Here is a 22,731-nt window from a genome sequence, read left to right on the forward strand (position 1 = left end):
GCGGTCTAAATGTGGGAGCGGCAGCGCGCTCTAGTTTTCGGCAGTTGCCCAACTCAGCTGACCGTCTTCATCGACATCGACCAATCGCTCCAATTGCACAGTGGCCGCATCATCAGCATCGGAAGCCGTCTTGAACGTCTGTCCATCAAGGATCTTGTGAAACCGAGGTGCGCCCATGCCATCGAGTGCCTTGACGGCAACGGCGGCGCTGTAGCCACCTTCTCCGGGTACGACGGCGGAAACGGCTTCGTGGTGAGCAAATTGTTTACGTGCCATGTTGCAGGTCCTGGCCAATGGAAAGTCGGCCATTCTAAACCCTAACCGGCGAGTTGCAGGTACTCGCCATAGGCATTGGCGGCTGAGGCATCGGTAAAGGTCTGGAAGTCCATGCTGCGAACCACCCTGTCGTTCAACAACTCGGTAAAAATCATCAGGGCCGGAGAATTGAAGTAGGCGCTCATCGCCTGCTCGCTGCTCCAGAAGCCCGAGACCAGCCAGACATCGGGGTCGACCTGGGAACGCTGCAACGAGAATTGCAGGCAACCCTGAGCCTGGCGGCCCGGTTCGATCAAACTGCTCAAGCGTGCACCGAGTTCGGTGCTGCACCCGGTGCGGGCGCGGATAAAGGCCATATGGCTCGCGGGAATGGGGGTGGACATGTTCGACTCTCCCGTTGAGAAGTGATGCTCGGCAAGCACTGTGGGGGCGTGTTGCCACAGGATCAACGATAACGGCGCAGGTGCGGGCGCGGTTAGTCGATTCCTGCTGGCTTATTGCACAATCCTGCGAGAAGCGCAGATAGGACGTTTGGCCCCGGCATTTATTCCAAGGGCAACCGCCTTGTTTCAGGGAGATGACAGTCCCCACGATTGCCTGATTCACGGTGTGTCGCAGGATCAGGCAAGGATTGTGCAGAATCGACGTAACACTGTTTGCACAGCCGCCGCTAAGCTGATCCCATCGAAGTAGCCTGTAGAGGACGCCCCATGCCGTCGCCCGAACCCCGATCCCTCCCCCTCGATGCCGAGATGGAAAAGCAGCGCGCCGAACTGGCGAGCATTGTGCAGCGGCATACCTGGGAAGACGGCTCATACGGTACGGCAATCACCTCGCTGTACCTGAACCGCCACAATGCACCGCGCGACTTCATGCCGGTACTGGTGGAGCCGGCCCTGTGCATTCTGGCCAGCGGCAGCAAGGAAGTACGCCTCGCGGATGAAGTGTTCGCCTACGACCCGCTCAATTACCTGGTGTTCTCGGTAGCGATGCCGGTGGCTGGCCGGATCATGGAGGCCACGCCGCAAGACCCCAACCTGTCGATCAGGATCAACATCGACCCGGCCCAACTCACTGCGCTGATCGCGCAAGCCGGCCCGATGGGTGTGCCGTCGCGCCCGACCTCCCGCGGCATGTACGTCGACCGCATCGACAACCAGTTACTCGACGCGGTGCTGCGCCTGGCGCGGTTGCTGGATACGCCCAAAGACATCGCCATGCTTGCGCCGCTGATCAATCGGGAAATTCTTTATCGCCTGTTACGGGGTCCGCAGGGCTATCGGTTGTATGAAATTGCCGTGGCCAACAGCCAGAGCCACCGAGTGAGCCAGGCGATCAAGTGGTTGAACAGCAACTACGAGCAACCGCTGCGCATCGATGACTTGGCCAGGGAAGTGAACCTGAGCGTCTCGACCTTGCACCACCGCTTCAAGGCAATTACAGCCATGAGCCCGTTGCAATACCAGAAACAGTTGCGCTTGCAGGAAGCGCGGCGGTTGATGATTGCCGAGGGGCTCGAGGCGTCGGCGGCGGGATATCGCGTGGGGTATGAGAGCGCGTCACAGTTCAGCCGCGAATACAGCCGGTTGTTTGGGGCGCCGCCGTTGAGGGATTTGGCTAGATTGCGCCAAAGCATCTGACCGGATGGAGATCAACGTGTGGGATCCGCGTTTATTCAGTCGAGGCCGCGAGGCAGTTGAAGAGTCACGCGCAACCCGCCCTCACGCAGGTTCTGCAAACTGACTTCACCGCCATGGCTGTGGGCAATATTGCGCGCAATCCCTAATCCCAAGCCATAACCCTGCTGGTGCCCGGCCAGACGAAAGTGCGGTTCAAACACTTGCTCCAGCCGCTGCTCCGGAACCCCTGGCCCCTCGTCATCCACGTGCAGGACGAACTCCGAGCCATCATCCTCGATGTGCAAATGCGCGTTCTGCCCGTATTTCAACGCGTTGTCGATCAGGTTGCCGATGCAACGTTTGAGCGCCAGCGGCTTGCCGGGATAAGGGGTGAGTGCGCGGCCATGCTGGGTGACGCGGCCATTGCCGTTCGGCGCGAGGTACGGTTCCACCAGGCAGTCGAGCACGTGGTTCAGGTCCACCGGCTCGATATTTTCGTGAATATCGGTGTCTTTCACGCATTGCAGCGCGCCTTTCACCAGCAACTCTAATTCATCAAGATCGCGGCCGAATTTGGTTTGCAGGTTTTCGTCCTCAAGCAGTTCCACGCGCAGGCGCAGACGGGTAATCGGTGTGCGCAAATCATGGGAAATGGCGCTGAACAACTGGCTGCGCTCGGTCAGGTAGCGGCTGATACGTTCGCGCATCGCGTTGAACGCACGGCCCACTTCCACCACTTCGCTGCCGCCGCCTTCGGCTACCGGCTCTACGTCAGCCCCCAAGGACATATCCCGCGCCGCCCTCGCCAGGCGTTTGAGGGGCCGACTCTGCCAGTGCACCAACAAGCCGATAAACAGCAGCAGGAAACCGCTGGTCAGCACGATAAACCACACTTGCTGGGACGGCAGGCCTTGTTCTTCAAGGCTGGTGTAGGGCTCGGGCAGCAGCGAAGCGATGTACAGCCATTCGCCCGGGGCGAGTTGGATCTGGGTCACCAACACGGGCGGATTCACCGGTTCCAGGGTCAACGCGTAATGCGCCCAGGAGCGCGGCAATTCGTCGAGTTTCAGGCCGGCGTTGAAGATGCGCAGGTCTTCGGTGCTGACGAACTCCACCGAGATGTGCACGTCGGCACCGAGGGTCTGGCGCAGCACTTCATCCACGGCCACCAGCACGGCCTCCTTGCGCGGGGTCTGCGGCAAGACCTCCATGTCCAGCGGTCGGTCGTTGAGGGTGACCACGAAACGGGTGCCGCCCATGCTGCGCAATTGATCCAGGACCAACGGGCGGTACGCCACCGGCAACGAACGGAAGTAGCTCACGCTGGCGGTCATCGAATGCGCCAGGCTGCGGGCACTGGTGACTAGGCCCTCGAGCTGGGTGGCACGCAACTGCGACACCCAGATAACGCTGGACAGCGCCTGGGCAAACAACACTGCCAGCAGCGTCAGTAGCAGCATGCGCCCCAGCAGCGAGCGCGGCACCGGGAAACGGCGGCGGCGCTCGGTCACATGCTCAGTGGGCATTGCCGGCAACCACGCTGGCTGCCAGTTGATAACCGCTGCCGCGCACGGTGCGGATCAGCCTCGGGGGTTTTTCGGTATCGCGCAGGCGTTGGCGCAGGCGGCTGACAGCCATGTCGACGATACGGTCCAGCGGCATCAAGTCGCGACCACGGGTGGCGTTGCCGATGGTGTCACGGTCGAGGATCTGTTGGGGGTGGTCGAGAAACAATTTGAGCAGGGCAAAGTCGGCACCGGAGAGGATCACTTCTTCGCCATCCACATGAAACAGCCGGTGGCTGATCATGTCCAGGCGCCACTCATCAAACACCAGCACATCGCCGCCTACGCTGCGTTCCTGGCCAAACTGGCAACGGCGCAATAGCGCTTTGATCCGCGCCTGCAGCTCACGGGGGCTGAAGGGTTTGCCGATGTAGTCATCGGCTCCCAGCTCCAGGCCGATCACGCGGTCGGCTTCGTCAGAGCTGGCAGTGAGCATGATGATCGGCACCTGCGCCTGGCGCGGGTGCTGGCGGATCCAGCGGCAGAGGCTGAAACCGTCTTCGTCCGGCAACATCACATCAAGGATGACCAGGTCGCACGGCGCCTCGTTCATCGCCTGGCGGAACCCCGCGCCATCCGGCACGCCACGCACCTGGAAACCGGCGCGACTGAGGTAGGTCTGCAGCAACTCGCGGATTTCCTGGTCGTCGTCGACGAGGAGAATGGATTTACTGATTACGCTCACGGGGTCCTCCTTGTTGTTATGGCCAAGCTTAAGTCATTTGTTGCTCTCAAGGGCCCCTTCGACTTGCTCGCAATGAGGCCATCACGGCCTACGCAAACGCCTGCTCCAAAGCCACGCCAGCCCCGGTCAATCCAGAATACGGGGCTGTCACCAACCACACCGGAATGCCCTTGAAGTAGTCGCTCATGCAGCCTTTGTCCGCGAAGCTCTTGGCGAAACCGCTGCTGATAAAGAAGTCGGCAAACCTCGGTATCACGCCGCCCACGATGTACACGCCACCGCGCCCGCCGGTGGTCAGCACGTTGTTGCCGGCTACTCGGCCCAGCCAGATGCTGAACTGGTCTAACACTTCCATCGCCACCGGGTCGCCGGCCAGGCCCGCCGCCGTGATGGCTTCGGGCGTGTCCAGCACCGGAGGGTGCCCGTCCACTGCACAAATCGCTCGATACAGGCGCGGCAAGCCGCCTCCGCTCAAGGCGGTTTCGGCGCTGACGTGGCCGATCTCGTTGTAGATGTGCTGCCACAACTGGGTTTCCCGCGGGCTGCTCAAAGGCAGGTCGACATGGCCGCCCTCGCCCGGCAATGCGGCGAAACGCCCGCCGCCCAAATCCAGCAATGTGCCAACACCCAGGCCGGTGCCAGGACCAATCACCACCGCCGGGCGCAACGGCTCCGGCGTGCCTTCGCAGACCACACGAAACTCGTCGGGCTGCAAGCGCGTCATGCCCAAGGCCATGGCCGAGAAGTCGTTGACCAGTAGCAGCTCATCCACCTGCAAGGCTTTACAGAAAGCGGTCTTGCTCAGGCGCCAGTGATTGTTGGTGAATTTAAATTCATCCCCACTCACCGGCCCGGCCACCGACAGGCACACCGCACCGATGTCACCGATTTCCAGGCCTTCTTCCTTGAGATAAACCTTGATCGCCTCTTCGGGACTGGAATGATCCGCCGTGGCATGCACGCGGATCGAATGCAACGCCTGGTCCCGCCACAACGCGAAACGCGCGTTGGTTCCACCGATATCACCGACCAGCGCTAGCTTCACTTAAGCGTCTCCAGGGCAGAGGTAAAGGCGCTGGCGCCCTGCTCTGCGGAGCTTGCGGCCAAGCGCATAAATGCAAACAGCTCACGACCGGCCCCCACGTTATTGCCCAGAAGGCCCGTGGCAGGCGTGCGCGCTGCAAATGCTTCGGCGTCCACCTTAAGCTCCAAGGTGCCGGTAACGCCATCCACACGAATGATATCGCCATCGCGCACCCGCGCCAGTGGCCCGCCGCTCTGGGCTTCGGGGTTGACGTGAATCGCGGCGGGAATCTTACCCGACGCGCCGGACATACGCCCGTCTGTCACCAATGCCACCTTGAAACCACGGTCCTGCAGTACACCCAGGAACGGCGTCATCTTGTGCAGCTCGGGCATGCCGTTGGAGCGCGGGCCCTGGAAGCGCATTACCGCGACGAAATCTTTTTCCAACTGACCGGCCTTGAACGCATCGGCCAGGTCCTGCTGATCCTGGAACACCACCGCCGGCGCTTCGACGATCTGGTGCTCTGGGGCTACAGCAGAGACTTTCATCACACCGCGGCCGAGGTTGCCTTCCATCACACGCAAACCACCTTCCGGCGAGAATGCACGGGCCACGGGGCGCAGGATGGTTTCGTCGAGGCTTTCGATCGGACCGTCGCGCCAGACCAGCTCGCCATCCACCAGGAACGGTTCCTGGATATAACGGCTCAGGCCCTTGCCAGCCACGGTGTTGACGTCTTCATGGAGCAGGCCGGCTTCAAGCAGTTCACGGATCAGGAACGACATGCCGCCCGCCGCCTGGAAGTGGTTGATGTCCGCCTTGCCGTTCGGATACACGTGAGACAGGGTCGGCACCACCTCGGAGAGGTCGGCCATGTCCTGCCAGGTGAGAATAATGCCCGCCGACATGGCGATAGCCGGCATGTGCAGCGTGTGGTTGGTGGAACCGCCGGTGGCGTTGAGGGCAACGATGGAGTTGACGATGGACTTCTCGTCGACGATCTCGCCGATCGGCGTGAAGCTACCGTTGGCCTTGGTCAGGCGCGTGACCTGGTGCGCGGCTTCGCGGGTCAGGGCGTCACGCAGCGGCGTGTACGGGTTGACGAACGAGGCGCCCGGCAAGTGCAGGCCCATCACTTCCATCAGCAATTGGTTGGTGTTGGCAGTGCCGTAGAAGGTGCAGGTGCCAGGGCTGTGGTAGGACTTCATCTCCGACTCCAGCAGCTCTTCGCGGGTCGCCTTGCCTTCGGCATAGCGCTGGCGAACATCGGCTTTCTGTTTGTTGGAGATGCCCGACGGCATCGGGCCGCCCGGGACGAAGATCATCGGCAGGTGGCCGTAGCGCAGTGCGCCCATCATCAAGCCGGGGACGATCTTGTCGCAGATGCCGAGCATCAGCGCCGCGTCAAACATGTTGTGGGACAGCGCTACCGCCGTGGACATGGCAATCACTTCACGGCTGAGCAGGCTCAGCTCCATACCGGGCTCGCCTTGGGTCACGCCGTCGCACATGGCGGGGGTGCCACCGGCGAACTGGCCGACCGAACCGACTTCGCGCAGGGCTTTCTTGATCTGTTCCGGGAAGTGTTCGTACGGCTGATGCGCCGAGAGCATGTCGTTATATGCCGAAACAATTGCCACGTTGGCGGCATTCATCATACGCAGGCTATTTTTATCTTCAGTGCCGCAACCGGCCACGCCGTGGGCGAAGTTGGCGCATTGCAGCTTACCGCGCATCGGACCGTCGATGGCTGCACCGCGAATGAGCGCAAGGTAAGCCTCGCGAGTGGCGCGGCTGCGGGCGATAAGCCGTTCGGTGACCTCAAGAACGCGGGGATGCATGTGTAGAACTCCAGGCTAACGGATATGGCGACCCTCGTTCCTGGGTTGATCAAACGCCCGCAGCGCATGGGATGGCAGGTAGGCATTTGGATCATCGGACCAGTTGATTCAGGTCACTCGTTGTAGATTGAACAAAATATTGCCACTAAAAAGGCTTGTTTTCTATTTTTATGCGAATAATCTTGTAATTCTTACAACAAATCGACGACAGGCACTCTCCAATGACTCTTCGTATCGCAATCAATGGTTTTGGCCGTATCGGCCGTAATGTCCTGCGCGCACTGTATACCCAAGGCTACCGCCAGGATTTGCAGATCGTCGCCATCAACGATCTGGGCGACAGTTCGATCAACGCCCACCTGCTCAAATACGACACAGTGCATGGCACTTTCGAAGCAGAGGTCGCACACGATCAGGAAAGCCTGACCGTCAATGGTGACCGGATTGCCGTCAGTGCCATTCGCAACCCGGCCGACCTGCCATGGGCTGCACACAAGATCGACGTGGTGTTCGAATGCACCGGTCTATTCACTGACCGTGACAAGGCTGCCGCCCATATTACCGCTGGCGCGCGCAAGGTGATCATCTCTGCACCGGCCAAGGGCGCGGACGCCACTGTGGTCTACGGCGTGAACCATGACATTTTGCGTCAATCCCACCAGATCATCTCCAACGCCTCGTGCACCACCAACTGCCTGGCGCCTGTGGCCCAAGTACTGCACCGCGAGCTGGGTATCGAAAGCGGCCTGATGACCACGATTCACGCCTACACCAACGACCAGAACCTCACCGACGTCTACCACACCGACCCGTACCGCGCGCGGTCGGCCACTCAGAACATGATCCCGAGCAAGACCGGCGCGGCTGAAGCGGTCGGCCTGGTGCTGCCGGAACTGGCGGGCAAACTGACCGGCATGGCCGTGCGGGTGCCGGTGATCAACGTGTCGCTGGTGGACCTCACCGTACAGCTGAAGAAAGAAGCCACTGCCGAACAGGTCAACGCGCTGCTCAAAGAAGCCAGCCAGCACTCGAAGATCCTCGGCTACAACACCCTGCCGCTGGTTTCCAGTGACTTCAACCACAACCCGCTGTCGTCGATCTTCGATGCCAATCACACCAAGGTCAGTGGCAAGTTGCTGAAAGTGCTGGCGTGGTACGACAACGAGTGGGGCTTCTCCAACCGTATGCTGGATAACTGCCTGGCGCTGTGCAACGCCGAGTAATCCAGTAGGAGCGGGCTTGCTCGCTCCCACAACTTTCCTGTGCCAAACCGCTCAAAGTGCCCCTTGCCATTTAAGTTGATGATAAGCATTATCATTAACTGAATATCGGTCTGGTATCACTGTGAGCCAATCTCGCTTCAACCAAGTCTTTCTCACCCAACGGGTGATTCTGCTTCGCACCTTGCAGCGGATGGTGAATAACCACAGCACCGCCGAGGACCTGTTGCAGGAAACCTACCTGCGCGTCACCCGGGCCCTGAGCGAGCGGCCGATCGATCACCTTGAACCTTTTGTCTATCAGACGGCGCGCAACCTGGCGCTGGATCACCTGCGCGCGCGTCGGATCCAGGCCCGCACGTTGCAGGAAGATGTCCCGCTGGACGTTCTGCAAAGCGTCGCCGCCCCTATCAGTACACCCGAGGACGCCACCCAGGCCGAGCAAATGCTTGAGGCCCTGAGCGTCAGCCTGGGCCAGTTGAGCGCCCGTCAGCAGCAGATTTTCATCCTCAGCCGCCTGCATGGTTGCAGCTACCAGCAGATTGCTGATCAGTTGCACGTGTCCTTGAGCACCGTGCAAAAGGAACTGAAATTGATCATGGCCATCTGTGTAGGTGTGGCTGAACGGCTGGATCGGCCTTAAGCTTCACCCGACAGAAGCGTCGGCACAGGCTGTACGAAAGTTGAATAGAACGTGGCGAAGACCCGAGGAACACCGTGACGGACCCGAATAAACTGCGGCCACATGAGCTGGCTCATGAGGTGTTGCAAGACACGGCTATGGACCAAGCCCTCGACTGGCTGATCGCCTTGCAGTGCCCGCAGCCCGGGCAGCAGGCCGAATTTGAAGCCTGGCTGACGCGTGACCCGGCTCACGTCCGCGCCTTCGGTAAGGCCCAGGCAGCCTGGGGTGGCGCGCCGGTACACAGCGCCGCCGTTGCCCTGGCCGTGCCACGCAAGCCCAGCGCCTGGCGCCGGGTCAAACCGCATTGGAAACCGTTGGCCACCGCCGCCGTGCTGTTGATCGGCCTGTTCAGCTTCAGCGACCTGCCGGTACGTCTGCAAGCTGACCACCTCACCGTGGTGGGCGAACGCCAGCGCCTGCAATTGGACGACGGTTCGAAGGTGTTGCTCAACACCAACTCGGCGTTTTCCAGCAGCATCAAGGGCCACCAGCGCATCGCCCGCCTGTATCAGGGCGAGGCGTTTTTCGACGTCGTGCCCAGTCATGGCCTGCCCCTGGAAATCGACGCCGGCCCCGTACGTGCCAGCGTACGCGACACCACTTTCGCCGTGCGCTACCTCAACGGTGAAGCCCAAGTGCAAGTGCAGCGCGGCGATGTCGACCTGAGCAATACCTTCGACGATGCCCGCGTGCGCCTGAGCGCCGGTGAAAGTATCCGCATCGGGCCCAACGGCTTCGGCCAGCCTGCCAAGCTGGACGCCAACAAAGACCTGGCCTGGGTACAAGGCCGGCTGATCTTCGAAAACTGTCCGATGAGCGAAGTGCTCGCCGAACTGCGCCGCTATTACCCCGGCTGGATCGTCAACACCAACGACCGGCTCGCCAGCGTCGCCGTCACCGGCAATTACCGCCTCGACCAGCCCCTGGACGTCGTGCGTTCACTGGCTCACATCACCTCGGCCAAGCTGTCGGAATACCCGGCGCTGGTGATCTTGAACTAAATGAGAATTATTTTTACTCGATAGCTGTCGGTGGTACGTCTCGTCTTAGCCAATGCAACTGATTCCTATTTGTCTCAGTTCGCAACTATAAGATTCGTATCCCGGAGCGCTCTCGATGTCCTCTTGTTTCAACCGCCGGTCCTCCTCGCCCGTCCTGTCCTTGCTGACAGCGGCTATCCTACTGGCCGCTGCGCCAGTGATGACGGCCGCTGCTGCCGAACCTGCGCCGCGCAGCCATGGCAACTACACCTTCAGCATCGAGCAGCAGCCGCTGGTCTCGGCACTCAACGCCTTTACCGCCGTAACCGGTTGGCAAGTCGGCCTGCCAGCGGAACTCGGCCAGGGCGTATCGTCCCCTGGCGCACGCGGCCCGTTGTCGCCGGAAAAAGCCCTGGATCGGCTGTTGGTGGGGACCAACTTGAGCTACCGCAAACTGGGCAACAACAACATCGGCCTGGAAAAGCGCGCAGCGGGGAGCACCCTCAACCTGCAGCAGGTGACTATCAGCGCCACCCGTAACGAGCAGGATGTAAATAGCGTGCCGAGCAGCGTCAGCGTGTATGAACGTGAGGAGCTGGACCGCCAGAACGTGAACACCCTTCGCGAGCTGGTGCGTTACGAGCCCAACGTCTCAGTGGGCGGCGCCGGCGGCCGGGCGAGCAACTCGGGCTACAACATTCGTGGCATTGACGGCGACCGCATCCTCACACAGGTGGATGGCGTGGAAGTGCCGGACAATTTCTTCAACGGCCCTTACGCCAAGACCCGCCGCAATTACGTGGACCCGGAAATCGTCAAGCGCGTGGAAATCCTGCGCGGCCCGGCCTCGGCCCTGTATGGCAGCAGCGCCATTGGTGGCGCCGTCAGCTATTTCACCCTCGACCCGGATGACATCATCAAGCCCGGCCAGGACGTCGGCGCCCGCCTGAAGACCGGCTACAGCTCCGCCGACGAGAGCTGCTTGACCTCCGCCACCGTCGCCGGGCGCGTACAGGACTTCGACGGCTTGCTGCACCTGAGCCAGCGTAATGGTCACGAAATGGAATCCTACGACGGCAACAACGCCACGGGCCTGGCGCGTACCGGTGCCAACCCCGAGGATGCGCGCACCACTAACGTGCTGGCCAAGCTGGGTTGGAATTATGGCGATGACAACCGACTGGACCTGACTTACGAGAAGTTCAAGGACGATCGCGACGTCAACCTCAAGAATGCCGTGGGCGGCCCGTTCACAGGCGGGCGCGGCTTCAACTTCTACCGGGCGCGGTCGGGCAACGACACCATCACCCGTGAACGTTTCGGTATCGAAAACCGCTTCGCCCTCGAATCGCCGATTGCCGATCACATCAAGACCAGCCTCAACTACCAGATCGCCAAGACCGACCAGACCACCGCCGAGATCTACCAGCCATCACGGCGTGTATTGCGCACCCGCGAAACCCTTTATGAAGAAAAACAGTGGGTGTTCGACGCACAGCTGGATAAGACCTTCAGCCTGGGTGAAACCGATCACCAACTCACCTATGGCACCACCCTCAAACAACAGAAAGTCACCGGCTCCCGCGAAGGCGCCGCCACCTGCCTGGCGGTCGGCAGCGGTTGCACGGCCATCGGCGCACCCAGCCCGATGGCCAGCGACAGCGTGAAAAAAGCCAGCGACTTCCCGGACCCGACTATCAACACTTACTCGCTGTTCGCGCAGGACCAGATCACTTGGGACAAGTGGACCTTCCTGCCCGCGGTGCGCTATGACTACACCCAACTCAAGCCCAAGTTAACTGAAGCGTTCCTCAACACCGTCGACCCGACGCGGATCTACGCCCACAGTGACAAGGAAAAAACCTGGCACCGTGTGACGCCCAAATTCGGCCTGACCTACGCGCTGACCGATCACTACACCTGGTTTGGTCAATACGCTGAAGGCTTCCGCACACCGTCTGCCAAAGCCTTGTACGGCCGCTTCGAAAACCTGCAGCAGGGCTACACCGTCGAGCCCAACCCGGACCTCAAGCCGGAAAGCAGCAAGGGCGTGGAAACCGGGATTCGTGGCAACTTCGATTCCGGTTCGTTTGATATCGCCGTGTTCTACAACAAATACCGCGATTTTATCGACGAGGACGCCTCCGTCGCCGGCAGCACCTCACAGCAATTCGAAGCCAACAACATCAAGCACGCCACCATCAAGGGGATCGAAGCCAAAGGGCGCCTGAACCTTGACGCGTTTGGCGCACCGCAAGGCATGTACACCCAGGGTTCGGTGGGCTACACCTATGGCCGCAACGACGATAATGGCGAGGCGCTCAACAGCGTCAACCCGCTCAAGGGCGTATTCGGCCTAGGCTACGACCAGGACAACTACGGTGGCCTGCTGAGCTGGACCCTGGTGAAAAAACAGAATCGCGTCGACAGCACCACCTTCCATGCGCCTGACGGCAGCACCACTGGCCCCTTCAAGACCCCAGGCTTCGGCATTGTCGACCTGACCGCCTTCTATAAGGTCACCCACGACGTGACCCTCAACGGTGGTCTTTACAACCTGACCGACAAGAAGTACTGGAACTGGGATGACGTGCGCAGCTACGACGGCGTCGGCGAGGCCGGTGTGACCTCGCCCGCCAACCTCGACCGCCTGACCCAGCCGGGTCGCAACGTTGCGATCAACGTGGTCTGGGACATCTGACCCGCACCACTCACCTCGTCGAAATTTCATCGCCGGGGTGAGGATTTTTTACTGTGCCGCGTCTTCTTGTTCGTCTAGTTGATAACCGCTCTCTTTAAGAGCAATAAGGCGCTCCCCTTCTCAAGGACTTATTCATGACCGCTTCTCCTACCGCAGAACGTCCAAGCCTGCGCTCCCAGCGCCTGAACCAGATCACGAACGAGCCGCACACCAAGCTCGACGCATTGGTCAAAGCCCACGCGCCGTTCGAGACCCAGACCAACTTCGCGCGTTTCGTGGTGGCGCAGTATCTGTTCCAGTCGGAACTGATGGCCCTCTACAACGATGCCGAACTGATCAAGATCGTGCCGGACCTGGCGGAGCGCTGCCGTGCCGACGCCGCCAAGCAGGACCTGGCCGACCTGGACACCGAAGTGCCTGCGCCGGTGGCTGGCGCCGTGAAGAACCCGAGCAAGGCCGAAGCCCTCGGCTGGCTGTTCGTTTCCGAGGGCTCCAAGCTGGGCGCTGCGTTCCTGATCAAGCGCGCCGTGGGCCTGGGCCTGAGCGGAACCTTCGGTGCCCGCCACTTGGGTGAACCGGCCGGCGGTCGTGCCGAAGGCTGGAAGCGCTTCACCCGCACCCTCGACGCCTTGGAGTTCAGCGCCGAAGAGGAAGCCGCAGTGGAAAAAGGCGCGGTCGACGCGTTTGTACGCTTCACCATCTTGCTGGAACAGGCGTACGCTAGCGCCCCTGAACTGGCCTGATTCCTGGATTGAGGGAGCGGGCTTACTCGCGAATACGGTGTATCAGCCACGTATCAGGTGACTGTCACTCTGCTTTCGCGAGCAAGCCCGCTCCCACATTTTGGCCCAGTTCAAATCTGATTTTTTTGCTGCCCTCACTTGCACGAATCCATGACCCGCAAACCCCAATCCACCTCGAAAATCGCGCAGATCCTCTTTGGCCTGCTGGCCTACGTCAGCCTGGGCATCGGATTGGTGGCGATCGTCATCCCGGGTTTGCCCACCACCGAGTTCATCCTGTTGGCCGCCTGGGCCGCCACCAAAAGTTCACCGCGCCTTAGCGCCTGGCTGGAAAACCACCGGCTGTTCGGGCCGATCCTGTCCAACTGGCGCAACGGCAAGATCATCACGCGGCGGGCCAAGGTCAGCGCCACCGTGAGCATGCTGCTCTGCGCGATTCTGATGCTGGCGATACTCGACCACGGCTGGCCGATCTACCTGGCGATTGCCGGCATGAGCCTGGGCAACCTGTGGATCTGGTCACGCCCGGAACGGCTTACCCCCCCCACATAACGCTGCCTGTAGGCATTCACCTACCGCGCATGAATTGATTTATGACGCCGATGTTTCGAACATAGCGCTGAGTGGCGCCCCTGCATTCGAGCCAAATTCAAAGACGCCCTCTGTGGGAGCGGGCTTGCCCGCGATGGCGGTGCATCAGCAACACATCATTGACTGACCCACCGCCATCGCAGGCAAGCCAGCTCCCACATAAAGCAGATTCGCAGCGACTTAACGACCGGGCCAGGCTTGAACAAACGCCGCCACATCCTCTTTCGGCGCAGTACGCGGCGGATTTTGCGGCGTACCCAGATACAGGAAACCAATCACTTCCTCATCCGCCGTCAGCCCCAGGCCTTTAGCAACGTGCGCCGAGTAGGACAATTCGCCAGTGCGCCACACCGCACCAATTCCCTGGGCGTAGGCCGCCAACAGGATCCCATGGGCAGCGCAGGCCGCAGCCAGCAGTTGCTCGGACTTCGGCACCTTGAAATGTTCCTGCAAGTGGGCAATCACCACCACCACCAACGGCGCACGCAGCGGGCCATTCTGGGCTTTGTCGATGGCGGCTTGCGGCGCTTCAGCGTCTTGCAGGCGCGCCGCCTCAGCCAGCAACGTGCCCATTTGCTCGCGGGCGGCGCCTTCCACCGTCAGGAAACGCCAAGGGCGCAACTGCCCGTGGTCGGGCGCCCGCATGGCGGCGGCGAACAGCACGTCGCGCTGCTCCTGGGTCGGGGCCGGTTCCAGCAAGCGCGGCACGGAAACACGGTTGAGCAAAGCGTCGAGAGCCTGCATTGGCCACCTCCAGAGAAAAATGTGCGGTCATTCTAGCGGGAATGAATCGGGATGCCACTAAACGATAATTGCTCTTATTCATTGCGCCCTGCCCTGTTAGACTTTGCGCCCATAATTTGCGCATTCGCTTAGGGCTTTCGATGTTCCGTCCGTTTTTTCGCCTGTCCGCAGTACTGCTGTCCTTGAGCCTGACGGCCTGCGATGACGCACCCAGGTTCACCAAGGCCGAGCCCGGTGAATCACGGGCGGGCGGCGCAGCGACGGTGAACAAGCGCGACCAGAACGCGTTTTCCCTGCCTTCGGCCAACTTGTCAGCCACACGGCGCCTGGATTTCAGCGTGGGCAACAGCTTCTTTCGCAGCCCATGGGTGATCGCGCCGTCCACCACCACGGCGCGTGATGGCCTGGGCCCGTTGTTCAATACGAATGCCTGCCAGAACTGCCATATAAAAGACGGCCGTGGGCACCCACCGTTGCCCGACGCACCGAATGCGGTGTCGATGCTGGTGCGCCTGTCCATTCCAAGTAGCCCTGCGTATGCCAAGCTGATCGAACAGATCGGCGTAGTGCCCGAACCGGTCTACGGCGGGCAACTGCAAGACATGGCCGTGCCCGGCGTTGCGCCCGAAGGCAAGGTGCGGGTCGACTACACGCCGGTCAACGTTACCTTCAAGGACGGCACGGTAGTCGAACTGCGCAAGCCGGCCCTGCAATTCACCCAGCTTGGCTACGGCCCGATGCATCCGGATACACGCTTCTCCGCGCGCATCGCCCCGCCGATGATCGGCCTGGGCCTGCTGGAAGCCATCAGCGACGCCGATATCCTGCGCAACACTGACCCCAAGACCGCCGACAAAGAAGCCATCGTCGGCCGCGCCAATTGGGTCTGGGACGACGCCCAGCAAAAAACCGTGCTGGGGCGTTTCGGCTGGAAAGCCGGGCAACCCAACCTCAATCAACAAAATATTCACGCGTTTTCTGGTGATATGGGCCTCACCACGTCCCTGAGACCGTTCGATGACTGCACCGAGGCTCAAGTCGCCTGCAAGCAGGCGCCCAACGGCAATGGCCCCGACGGCGAGCCTGAAGTCAGCGACAACATTCTGCGCCTGGTGCTGTTTTACACCCGCAACCTGGCGGTGCCAGTGCGCCGCGACGTCAACTCGCCGCAAGTGCTGGCCGGTAAAAACCTGTTCTATCAAGCCGGCTGCCAGGGTTGTCACACACCCGCGTTCACCACGGCTGCCAATGCCGCCGAACCTGAGCTGGCCAGCCAAGTGATCCGCCCTTACAGCGACCTGCTGTTGCACGATATGGGCGACGGATTGACCGACAACCGTAGCGAATTCAAGGCCGGTGGCCGCGACTGGCGCACGCCGCCGTTGTGGGGCATTGGCCTGACGGAGACCGTGAGTGGCCACACCCAGTTCTTGCATGACGGCCGCGCGCGCAACCTGCTCGAAGCCGTGCTGTGGCACGGCGGCGAAGCACAAGCGGCGCAGCAGCATGTGTTGTCTTTCAATGCCGAGCAGCGCGCTGCGTTGCTGGCGTTCCTGAATTCTCTATAAGCTTTGCCCCAATTACAGAAGGGAGCTCGACATGTTCCGTCCCAAGTTGTTGTTCACCAGCCTTGCCGCACTCGCCCTCGGCGCTTGCTCACCGCAAGACCCGCAAGCAGTGACCTCGGCGGCTATCGCCAAGCAAGTGATTTTGCCGACGTACAGCCGTTGGGTTGAAGCAGACCGCCAACTGGCCGTCAGCGCGCTGGCTTACTGCCAAGGCAAGGAAAGCCTGGACACCGCCCGCGCCGACTTCCTGCATGCGCAAAAGGCCTGGGCCGAGTTGCAACCGCTGCTGATCGGCCCGATGGCCGAGGGCAACCGTGCTTGGCAGGTGCAGTTCTGGCCGGACAAGAAGAACCTGGTCGGCCGCCAAGTCGAACAACTGGTCGCCAGCCAGCCACAGATCGACGTCGCGGCCCTGGCCAAGTCCAGCGTGGTCGTGCAAGGCCTGTCGGCCTACGAATACATCCTCTACGACGCCAAGACCGACATCGCCGACGACGCTCAGAAAGCCCGTTACTGCCCGCTGCTGGTGGCTATCGGCGACCGTCAGAAGGCCCTGGCCGAAGAAATCCTGGCCAGCTGGAACAGCACCGACGGCATGCTTGCGCAGATGACCAAGTTTCCTAACCAGCGCTACGCGGACTCCCACGAGGCCATCGCTGACCTGCTGCGCGTCCAGGTGACCGCACTGGACACCCTGAAGAAAAAACTCGGCACGCCGATGGGCCGCCAGACCAAGGGTATCCCGCAGCCATTCCAGGCCGATGCGTGGCGCAGCCAGTCGTCCCTGCAAAGCCTCGAGGCCAGCCTCGCGGCGGCCCAGACTGTGTGGGTCGGCGTCGACAACAAAGGCCTACGCGGCCTGTTGCCTGCCGAGCAGAAGCCGTTGGCCGACAAGATCGATGCCGCCTATGCCGCGTCGCTGAAGCTGTTCGACAGCAACCAGCGTACCTTCAACGAACTGCTGGCCGACGACGCCGGACGCCAGCAGCTCAACGACATTTATGACAGCCTCAACGTTGTCCACCGCCTGCACGAAGGCGAGCTGGCCAAAGCGCTGGGCATCCAACTGGGCTTCAATGCCAACGACGGTGACTGATGATGCTCAGGCGACAGGCTTTGGCGGTTGGCAGCATGCTGCTCAGTGCGCTCACCTTGGGTGGCTGGACGCTGTTCAAAAGCAAAGACAAAAGCCCGCTGCTGCTCTCGGCGCGCGATGATGCGGACGGCAAGCACTACGCTGTGGGCTATCGCCTGGACGGCAAGCAAGTGTTTGCCACCCAGGTCGGCCAGCGCTGTCACGACATCATCAACCACCCGACGCTGCCCATTGCGCTGTTTGTTGCCCGTCGCCCAGGCACTGAGAGTTATCTGATCGACCTGCGCAGTGGTGCGCTGCTGCAAACCATCACCTCCCATGCCAATCGCCACTTCTATGGCCATGCGGTCATTCACAAAAGCGGCGACTGGCTGTACGCCACCGAAAACGACACGTCCGACCCCGGCCGTGGCCTGCTCGGTGTGTACAGGTTCGAAGGCGAGCGGCTGGTGCACAGTGGCGAGATTTCCACCCATGGGATCGGCCCACATCAGGTGTCGTGGATGCCCGACGGCGAAACCCTGGTGGTGGCCAACGGCGGCATTCGCACCGAAGCCGAAAGCCGCGTGGAGATGAACCTCAACGCCATGGAACCGAGTCTCGTGCTGATGCACCGCGACGGTACGCTGATCAGTAAGGAAACCCTCGGCCAGCAGATGAACAGCGTGCGCCATATGGGGATCGCCAGCGATGGCACCATCCTTACCGGGCAGCAGTTCATGGGGCCGTCCCAGGAGCGTTCCGAATTGTTGGCGATCAAGCGACCGGGCCAGCCTTTCGTCGCGTTCCCGGTGGCCGATGAGCAGTTGCAGTCGATGGGGCACTACACCGCCAGCGTCGCGGTGCACAGCGAATTGCGCTTGGTGGCGTTGACCGCCCCACGGGGCAACCGCTTCTTTATCTGGGACATGGACAGTGGCGAACTGCGCCTGGATGGACCATTACCCGACTGTGCCGGTGTCGGTGCCGTCGAGGATGGTTTTGTCGTGACCTCGGGCCAAGGCCGTTGCCGGTTCTACGATTGCCGTCAGAAACAGTTGGCAGCAAAACCGTTGGAATTGCCGGCAGGGCTCTGGGATAACCATCTGCATCTGATCTGACGCGCCCCTCTGAACAGGGCCAGTCCTGGCCCTGTTCCCGGTGATAAACACCGTCTGGAATACCCACTACACTTCTACAAAAAATCGCCTGCCAATGTTTTCCAGGGAATCGGAATATGCTGCGCCGTCGCATGCTGATCATGTTGGGTATTGTCCTGTTAATCGTCCTGCTGCTGGGGGGCTACAAAGCCTTTTCCATCTACCAGCAGATCCAGGTCTTTTCCAAGCCAAAACCGGCGGTCAGCGTGGCGGTCGCGACGGTGGTCGAACAATCCTGGCAACAGCGCCTTCCATCCGTCGGCTCACTCAAAGCCTTACAAGGTGTGAACCTGAGCCTGGAGGTGGCTGGCACGGTCAAGGACGTGCACTTCGAGTCCGGGCAGAAGGTCAAGGCCGGACAACCGCTGGTGCAACTCGACAGCGCAGTGGAAAGGGCCCTGCTGGAAACCGCCCAGGCGGACCTCGGGCTGGCCCAGCTGGATTACGGTCGCGGCAGCCAACTGGTGGGCAGCCAGGCCATCTCCAAAGGCGAGTTCGACCGCCTCTTCGCGCAACGGCAAAAGAACAAGGCCACAGTCAATCAATTCAAGGCTTCGCTGGCGAAAAAACACATTGTCGCGCCCTTCAGCGGCACCATCGGCATTCGCCAGGTGGATGTGGGTGACTACCTGGCCAGTGGCACGGTGATCGCTACCTTGCAAGACATCAGCAGCCTCTACGTCGACTTCTATATCCCCGAACATGCCGTGCCCAAGGTCGCCCTCGGGCAAGCCGTGCAGGTGCAAGTGTCGGCTTACCCGGGCCAGCAATTCTCCGGCAAGGTCAGTGCAATCAACCCCAAGGTCGAGAACAGCACGCGCAACGTGTTGGTGCGCGCCACCTTGGCCAATCCTGCCGGCAAGCTGCTGCCCGGCATGTTCACCCGCCTGGACGTGATGCTGCCCAATCCCGCCCTGCAAATCGTGGTACCGGAAGGCGCGATCACCTACACCCTCTACGGCAACTCGGTGTACGCCGTGGCCGAGAAAAAAACCGAGCGTGGTGAGGTCGAAAAAGACACCAATGGCAAGCCGCTGCTGATCGCCGAACGGCGGTTCGTCGAGACCGGTGAGCGGCGCGGCGGCCTGGTGCTGGTGAGCAAAGGCCTGAAAGCCGGTGAGCAGGTGGTCAGCGCCGGCCAGTTAAAACTGGACAACGGCACGCCCATCGCCATCAGCCCGGACAAAAACCTGCCGGCAGGGCACTAAGCCATGAAGTTCACAGACGCCTTTATCCGTCGTCCGGTGCTGGCCATGGTGGTCAGCCTGCTGATTGTGCTGCTGGGTTTGCAGGCCTACAGCAAGCTGCCGCTGCGCCAGTACCCGCGTATGGAAAACGCCCTGATCACGGTGACCACCGCCTACCCCGGTGCGAACGCCGAGACCATCCAGGGCTATATCACCCAACCGCTGCAGCAAAGCCTGGCCAGCGCCGAAGGCATCGACTACATGACCTCGGTGAGTCGCCAGAACTTTTCGGTGATCTCGATCTACGCGCGCATCGGCTCCAACAGCGACCGCCTGTTCACCGAATTGCTGGCCAAGGCCAACGAGGTGAAGAATAAACTGCCGCAAGACGCCGAAGACCCAGTGTTAAGCAAAGAGGCCGCTGACGCCTCGGCACTGATGTACATCAGCTTCTCCAGCCAGCAACTGAGCAACCCGCAGATCACCGATTACCTGTCACGGGTGATCCAGCCCAAGCTCGCCACCCTGCCGGGCATGGCCGAGGCGGAGATTCTGGGCAACCAGGTGTTCGCCATGCGCATCTGGCTCGACCCGGTGAAACTGGCAGGCTTTGGCCTAAGCGCCAGCGACATCACCGACGCCGTGCGCCGCTACAACTTCCTGTCCGCCGCCGGCGAGGTGAAGGGCGAGTTCGTGGTCACCAGCATCAACGCCAACACCGACCTCAAGTCCGCCGACGCCTTTGGTGCGATCACCGTCAAAACCGACGGCGACAGCCGCGTCCTGTTGCGCGACGTGGCCCGGGTGGAAATGGGCGCGGAGAACTACAACGCCATCAGCTCGTTTGGCGGAACGCCGTCGGTGTACATCGGCATCAAGGCCACGCCCAGCGCCAACCCGCTGGATGTGATCAAGGAAGTGCGCAAGATCATGCCGGAGTTGGAATCGCAGCTCCCACCCAACCTCAAGGCGGAAATTGCCTACGACGCCACGCTGTTTATCCAGGCGTCCATCAACGAGGTGGTCAAGACCCTGTTTGAAGCCATATTGATCGTGATCGTCGTGGTATTCCTGTTTCTGGGCGCCCTGCGTTCAGTGGTGATCCCGGTGATCACCATCCCGTTGTCGATGATCGGTGTGCTGTTTTTCATGCAATTGATGGGCTACTCGATCAACCTGCTAACCCTGTTGGCCATGGTGTTGGCCATCGGCCTGGTGGTGGACGATGCCATCGTGGTGGTAGAAAACATTCACCGGCATATCGAGGACGGCAAGACACCGCTGGATGCGGCACTGGAAGGCGCGCGGGAGATTGCCCTGCCGGTGGTGTCGATGACCGTCACCCTGGCGGCGGTGTATGCGCCCATTGGTTTTCTCGAAGGGCTCACCGGCGCACTGTTCAAGGAGTTCGCCCTGACCCTGGCGGGAGCGGTGATCATCTCCGGCATTGTTGCCCTGACCTTGTCGCCGATGATGTGCGCGCTGCTGTTGCGCCATGATGAAAACCCTTCGGGCCTGGCCCATCGCCTCGACCGGATTTTCGACAGCCTCAAGCGCCGCTACCAGAGCATGCTGCATGGCACCCTGAACACAAGGCCGGTGGTGATCGTGTTTGCGTTGATCGTACTGTGCCTGATCCCGGTGTTCCTCAAGTTTACCCAGTCGCAACTGGCTCCCGACGAAGACCAGGGCATCATTTTCATGATAGCCAGCGCACCGCAGCCGACCAACCTGGAATACCTCAACACCTACACCGACGAATTCATCAAGATCTTCAAGGCGTTCCCGGAGTACTACTCGTCGTTCCAGATCAACGGCTTCAACGGTGTGCAATCGGGCATCGGTGGCTTCCTGCTCAAACCGTGGAACGAGCGCGACCGCACCCAGATGCAGATACTTCCCGAGGTGCAAAGCCGTCTGGAGCAGATTCCGGGCCTGCAAGTATTCGGCTTCAACCTGCCCTCCCTGCCGGGCACGGGCGAAGGATTGCCGTTTGGGTTTGTGATCAACACGGCCAACGATTATGCCTCGTTGCTCGAAGTGGCCAACCGCGTGAAGAAACGCGCGATGGAATCCGGCAAGTTTGCCTTCGTCGATATCGACTTGGCATTCGACAAACCCGAAGTGGTGGTGGATATCGACCGCGCCAAGGCGGCGCAGATGGGCGTGTCGATGCAAGACCTCGGCGGCACCCTGGCGACGCTATTGGCCGAAGCGGAAATCAACCGATTCACCCTTGATGGACGCAGCTACAAAGTGATCGCGCAAGTAGAACGCGCCTACCGCGACAACCCCGGCTGGCTGAACAACTACTACGTAAAGAATAACCAGGGCGAACTGCTGCCGTTGTCGACCCTGATCACCCTCACCGACCGTGCTCGTCCTCGGCAGTTGAACCAGTTCCAACAACTCAACTCGGCACTGATCTCGGGGTTTCCCATCGTGAGCATGGGCGAGGCCATTGACACCGTGCGCCAGATCGCCGTTGAAGAAACCCCACCCGGCTATGCGTTCGACTACAGCGGCGCATCGCGGCAATTCATCCAGGAAGGCACGGCGCTGTGGGTCACGTTTGGCCTCGCCTTGGCAATCATCTTCCTGGTGCTGGCGGCGCAATTCGAGAGCTTTCGTGATCCTCTGGTGATCCTGGTGACAGTGCCGTTGTCGATCTGCGGAGCGCTGATTCCGCTATTCCTGGGCTGGTCGAGCATGAACATCTACACCCAGGTCGGCCTGGTGACGCTGATCGGTTTGATCAGCAAACACGGCATCCTGATCGTGGAATTCGCCAACCAACTGCGTAAAGACAAGGGCCTGACACCGCGCCAGGCAGTGGAAGAAGCGGCGGCGATTCGCTTGCGACCGGTGTTGATGACCACCGCGGCAATGGTATTCGGCATGGTGCCGTTGATTTTCGCGACAGGGGCAGGCGCGGTGAGCCGGTTTGATATCGGAATGGTGATTGCGACAGGGATGTCGATTGGCACTTTGTTTACGCTGTTTGTATTGCCCTGTGTCTATACGTTGCTTGCCAAACAGGATCGAACGATCTAAACGACGGCTA

19 protein-coding genes are annotated in these 22,731 nt (G+C 60.9%); 12 read left to right on the forward strand and 7 right to left on the reverse strand.

Features of this window, described 5'->3' with window-relative positions:
• Positions 1 to 30: 30 nt before the first annotated feature.
• Positions 31 to 276, reverse strand: a complete 246-nt coding sequence (locus AACY36_RS05550; protein ID WP_339417249.1) for a hypothetical protein — start codon at positions 274 to 276, stop codon at positions 31 to 33.
• 41 nt (positions 277 to 317) lie between these two features.
• Entirely contained in the window at positions 318 to 659 is a 342-nt protein-coding gene (locus AACY36_RS05555; RefSeq protein WP_339417250.1) for an antibiotic biosynthesis monooxygenase family protein, read from the reverse strand.
• A gap of 327 nt (positions 660 to 986) precedes the next feature.
• Between AACY36_RS05555 and AACY36_RS05560 the strand changes: the two genes are divergently transcribed.
• The gene (locus AACY36_RS05560) at positions 987 to 1,916 is read left to right on the forward strand and encodes an AraC family transcriptional regulator (protein ID WP_339417251.1); all 930 of its coding nucleotides are present in this window, start codon (positions 987 to 989) and stop codon (positions 1,914 to 1,916) included.
• Between the two features lie 35 nt (positions 1,917 to 1,951).
• On the opposite strand, the gene AACY36_RS05565 is transcribed toward AACY36_RS05560, so the two are convergent.
• The 4 genes from AACY36_RS05565 to edd form a co-directional block, all read right to left on the reverse strand.
• Complete coding sequence (locus AACY36_RS05565; RefSeq protein ID WP_370467840.1) at positions 1,952 to 3,379, reverse strand: ATP-binding protein; 1,428 nt, start codon at positions 3,377 to 3,379, stop codon at positions 1,952 to 1,954.
• Positions 3,380 to 3,410: 31 nt separating this feature from the next.
• Entirely contained in the window at positions 3,411 to 4,145 is a 735-nt protein-coding gene (locus AACY36_RS05570) for a response regulator (RefSeq protein WP_025854798.1), read from the reverse strand.
• Between the two features lie 88 nt (positions 4,146 to 4,233).
• Complete coding sequence (locus AACY36_RS05575; protein WP_339417253.1) at positions 4,234 to 5,190, reverse strand: glucokinase; 957 nt, start codon at positions 5,188 to 5,190, stop codon at positions 4,234 to 4,236.
• Positions 5,187 to 7,013, reverse strand: a complete 1,827-nt coding sequence (edd, locus tag AACY36_RS05580; protein ID WP_339417254.1) for a phosphogluconate dehydratase — start codon at positions 7,011 to 7,013, stop codon at positions 5,187 to 5,189. The genes AACY36_RS05575 and edd overlap by 4 nt, the downstream gene beginning before the upstream one ends.
• 221 nt (positions 7,014 to 7,234) lie before the next feature.
• Between edd and gap the strand changes: the two genes are divergently transcribed.
• The 6 genes from gap to AACY36_RS05610 all read left to right on the forward strand — a co-directional run bounded on the left by gap (position 7,235) and on the right by AACY36_RS05610 (position 13,894).
• Positions 7,235 to 8,236, forward strand: a complete 1,002-nt coding sequence (gene gap, locus AACY36_RS05585) for a type I glyceraldehyde-3-phosphate dehydrogenase (protein ID WP_049711713.1) — start codon at positions 7,235 to 7,237, stop codon at positions 8,234 to 8,236.
• Between the two features lie 121 nt (positions 8,237 to 8,357).
• Complete coding sequence (locus AACY36_RS05590; protein WP_339417256.1) at positions 8,358 to 8,876, forward strand: RNA polymerase sigma factor; 519 nt, start codon at positions 8,358 to 8,360, stop codon at positions 8,874 to 8,876.
• Between the two features lie 74 nt (positions 8,877 to 8,950).
• Positions 8,951 to 9,919, forward strand: a complete 969-nt coding sequence (locus AACY36_RS05595; protein ID WP_339417258.1) for a FecR family protein — start codon at positions 8,951 to 8,953, stop codon at positions 9,917 to 9,919.
• Between the two features lie 115 nt (positions 9,920 to 10,034).
• Positions 10,035 to 12,599, forward strand: coding sequence for a TonB-dependent receptor (locus AACY36_RS05600; RefSeq protein WP_339496814.1), 2,565 nt, complete (start codon positions 10,035 to 10,037; stop codon positions 12,597 to 12,599).
• 134 nt (positions 12,600 to 12,733) lie between these two features.
• Positions 12,734 to 13,342, forward strand: a complete 609-nt coding sequence (locus AACY36_RS05605) for a biliverdin-producing heme oxygenase (protein WP_339417261.1) — start codon at positions 12,734 to 12,736, stop codon at positions 13,340 to 13,342.
• A 150-nt stretch (positions 13,343 to 13,492) separates the two neighbouring features.
• The gene (locus AACY36_RS05610; protein ID WP_339417263.1) at positions 13,493 to 13,894 is read left to right on the forward strand and encodes a YbaN family protein; all 402 of its coding nucleotides are present in this window, start codon (positions 13,493 to 13,495) and stop codon (positions 13,892 to 13,894) included.
• A gap of 219 nt (positions 13,895 to 14,113) precedes the next feature.
• On the opposite strand, the gene AACY36_RS05615 is transcribed toward AACY36_RS05610, so the two are convergent.
• Complete coding sequence (locus AACY36_RS05615) at positions 14,114 to 14,677, reverse strand: NAD(P)H nitroreductase (protein ID WP_339417265.1); 564 nt, start codon at positions 14,675 to 14,677, stop codon at positions 14,114 to 14,116.
• 140 nt (positions 14,678 to 14,817) lie between these two features.
• Here AACY36_RS05615 and AACY36_RS05620 point away from each other — a divergent pair, with 140 nt between their 5' ends.
• The 5 genes from AACY36_RS05620 (at position 14,818) to AACY36_RS05640 (ending at position 22,721) form a co-directional block, all read left to right on the forward strand.
• On the forward strand, positions 14,818 to 16,245 hold the full coding sequence (locus AACY36_RS05620; RefSeq protein ID WP_339417267.1) for a di-heme oxidoreductase family protein: 1,428 nt from the start codon (positions 14,818 to 14,820) through the stop codon (positions 16,243 to 16,245).
• A gap of 31 nt (positions 16,246 to 16,276) precedes the next feature.
• Positions 16,277 to 17,341, forward strand: coding sequence for an imelysin family protein (locus tag AACY36_RS05625; protein WP_339417268.1), 1,065 nt, complete (start codon positions 16,277 to 16,279; stop codon positions 17,339 to 17,341).
• A gap of 2 nt (positions 17,342 to 17,343) precedes the next feature.
• Positions 17,344 to 18,441 (forward strand): DUF1513 domain-containing protein, encoded by a 1,098-nt coding sequence (locus AACY36_RS05630; protein WP_339417333.1) that lies wholly within the window; start codon positions 17,344 to 17,346, stop codon positions 18,439 to 18,441.
• A 116-nt stretch (positions 18,442 to 18,557) separates the two neighbouring features.
• Positions 18,558 to 19,688, forward strand: a complete 1,131-nt coding sequence (locus AACY36_RS05635; RefSeq protein ID WP_339417269.1) for an efflux RND transporter periplasmic adaptor subunit — start codon at positions 18,558 to 18,560, stop codon at positions 19,686 to 19,688.
• A gap of 3 nt (positions 19,689 to 19,691) precedes the next feature.
• Entirely contained in the window at positions 19,692 to 22,721 is a 3,030-nt protein-coding gene (locus AACY36_RS05640; protein ID WP_339417271.1) for a multidrug efflux RND transporter permease subunit, read from the forward strand.
• Positions 22,722 to 22,731: the final 10 nt, after the last annotated feature.

This window comes from Pseudomonas sp. EA_15y_Pfl1_P101 (assembly GCF_963970835.1).
Classification (GTDB): domain Bacteria; phylum Pseudomonadota; class Gammaproteobacteria; order Pseudomonadales; family Pseudomonadaceae; genus Aquipseudomonas; species Aquipseudomonas tritici.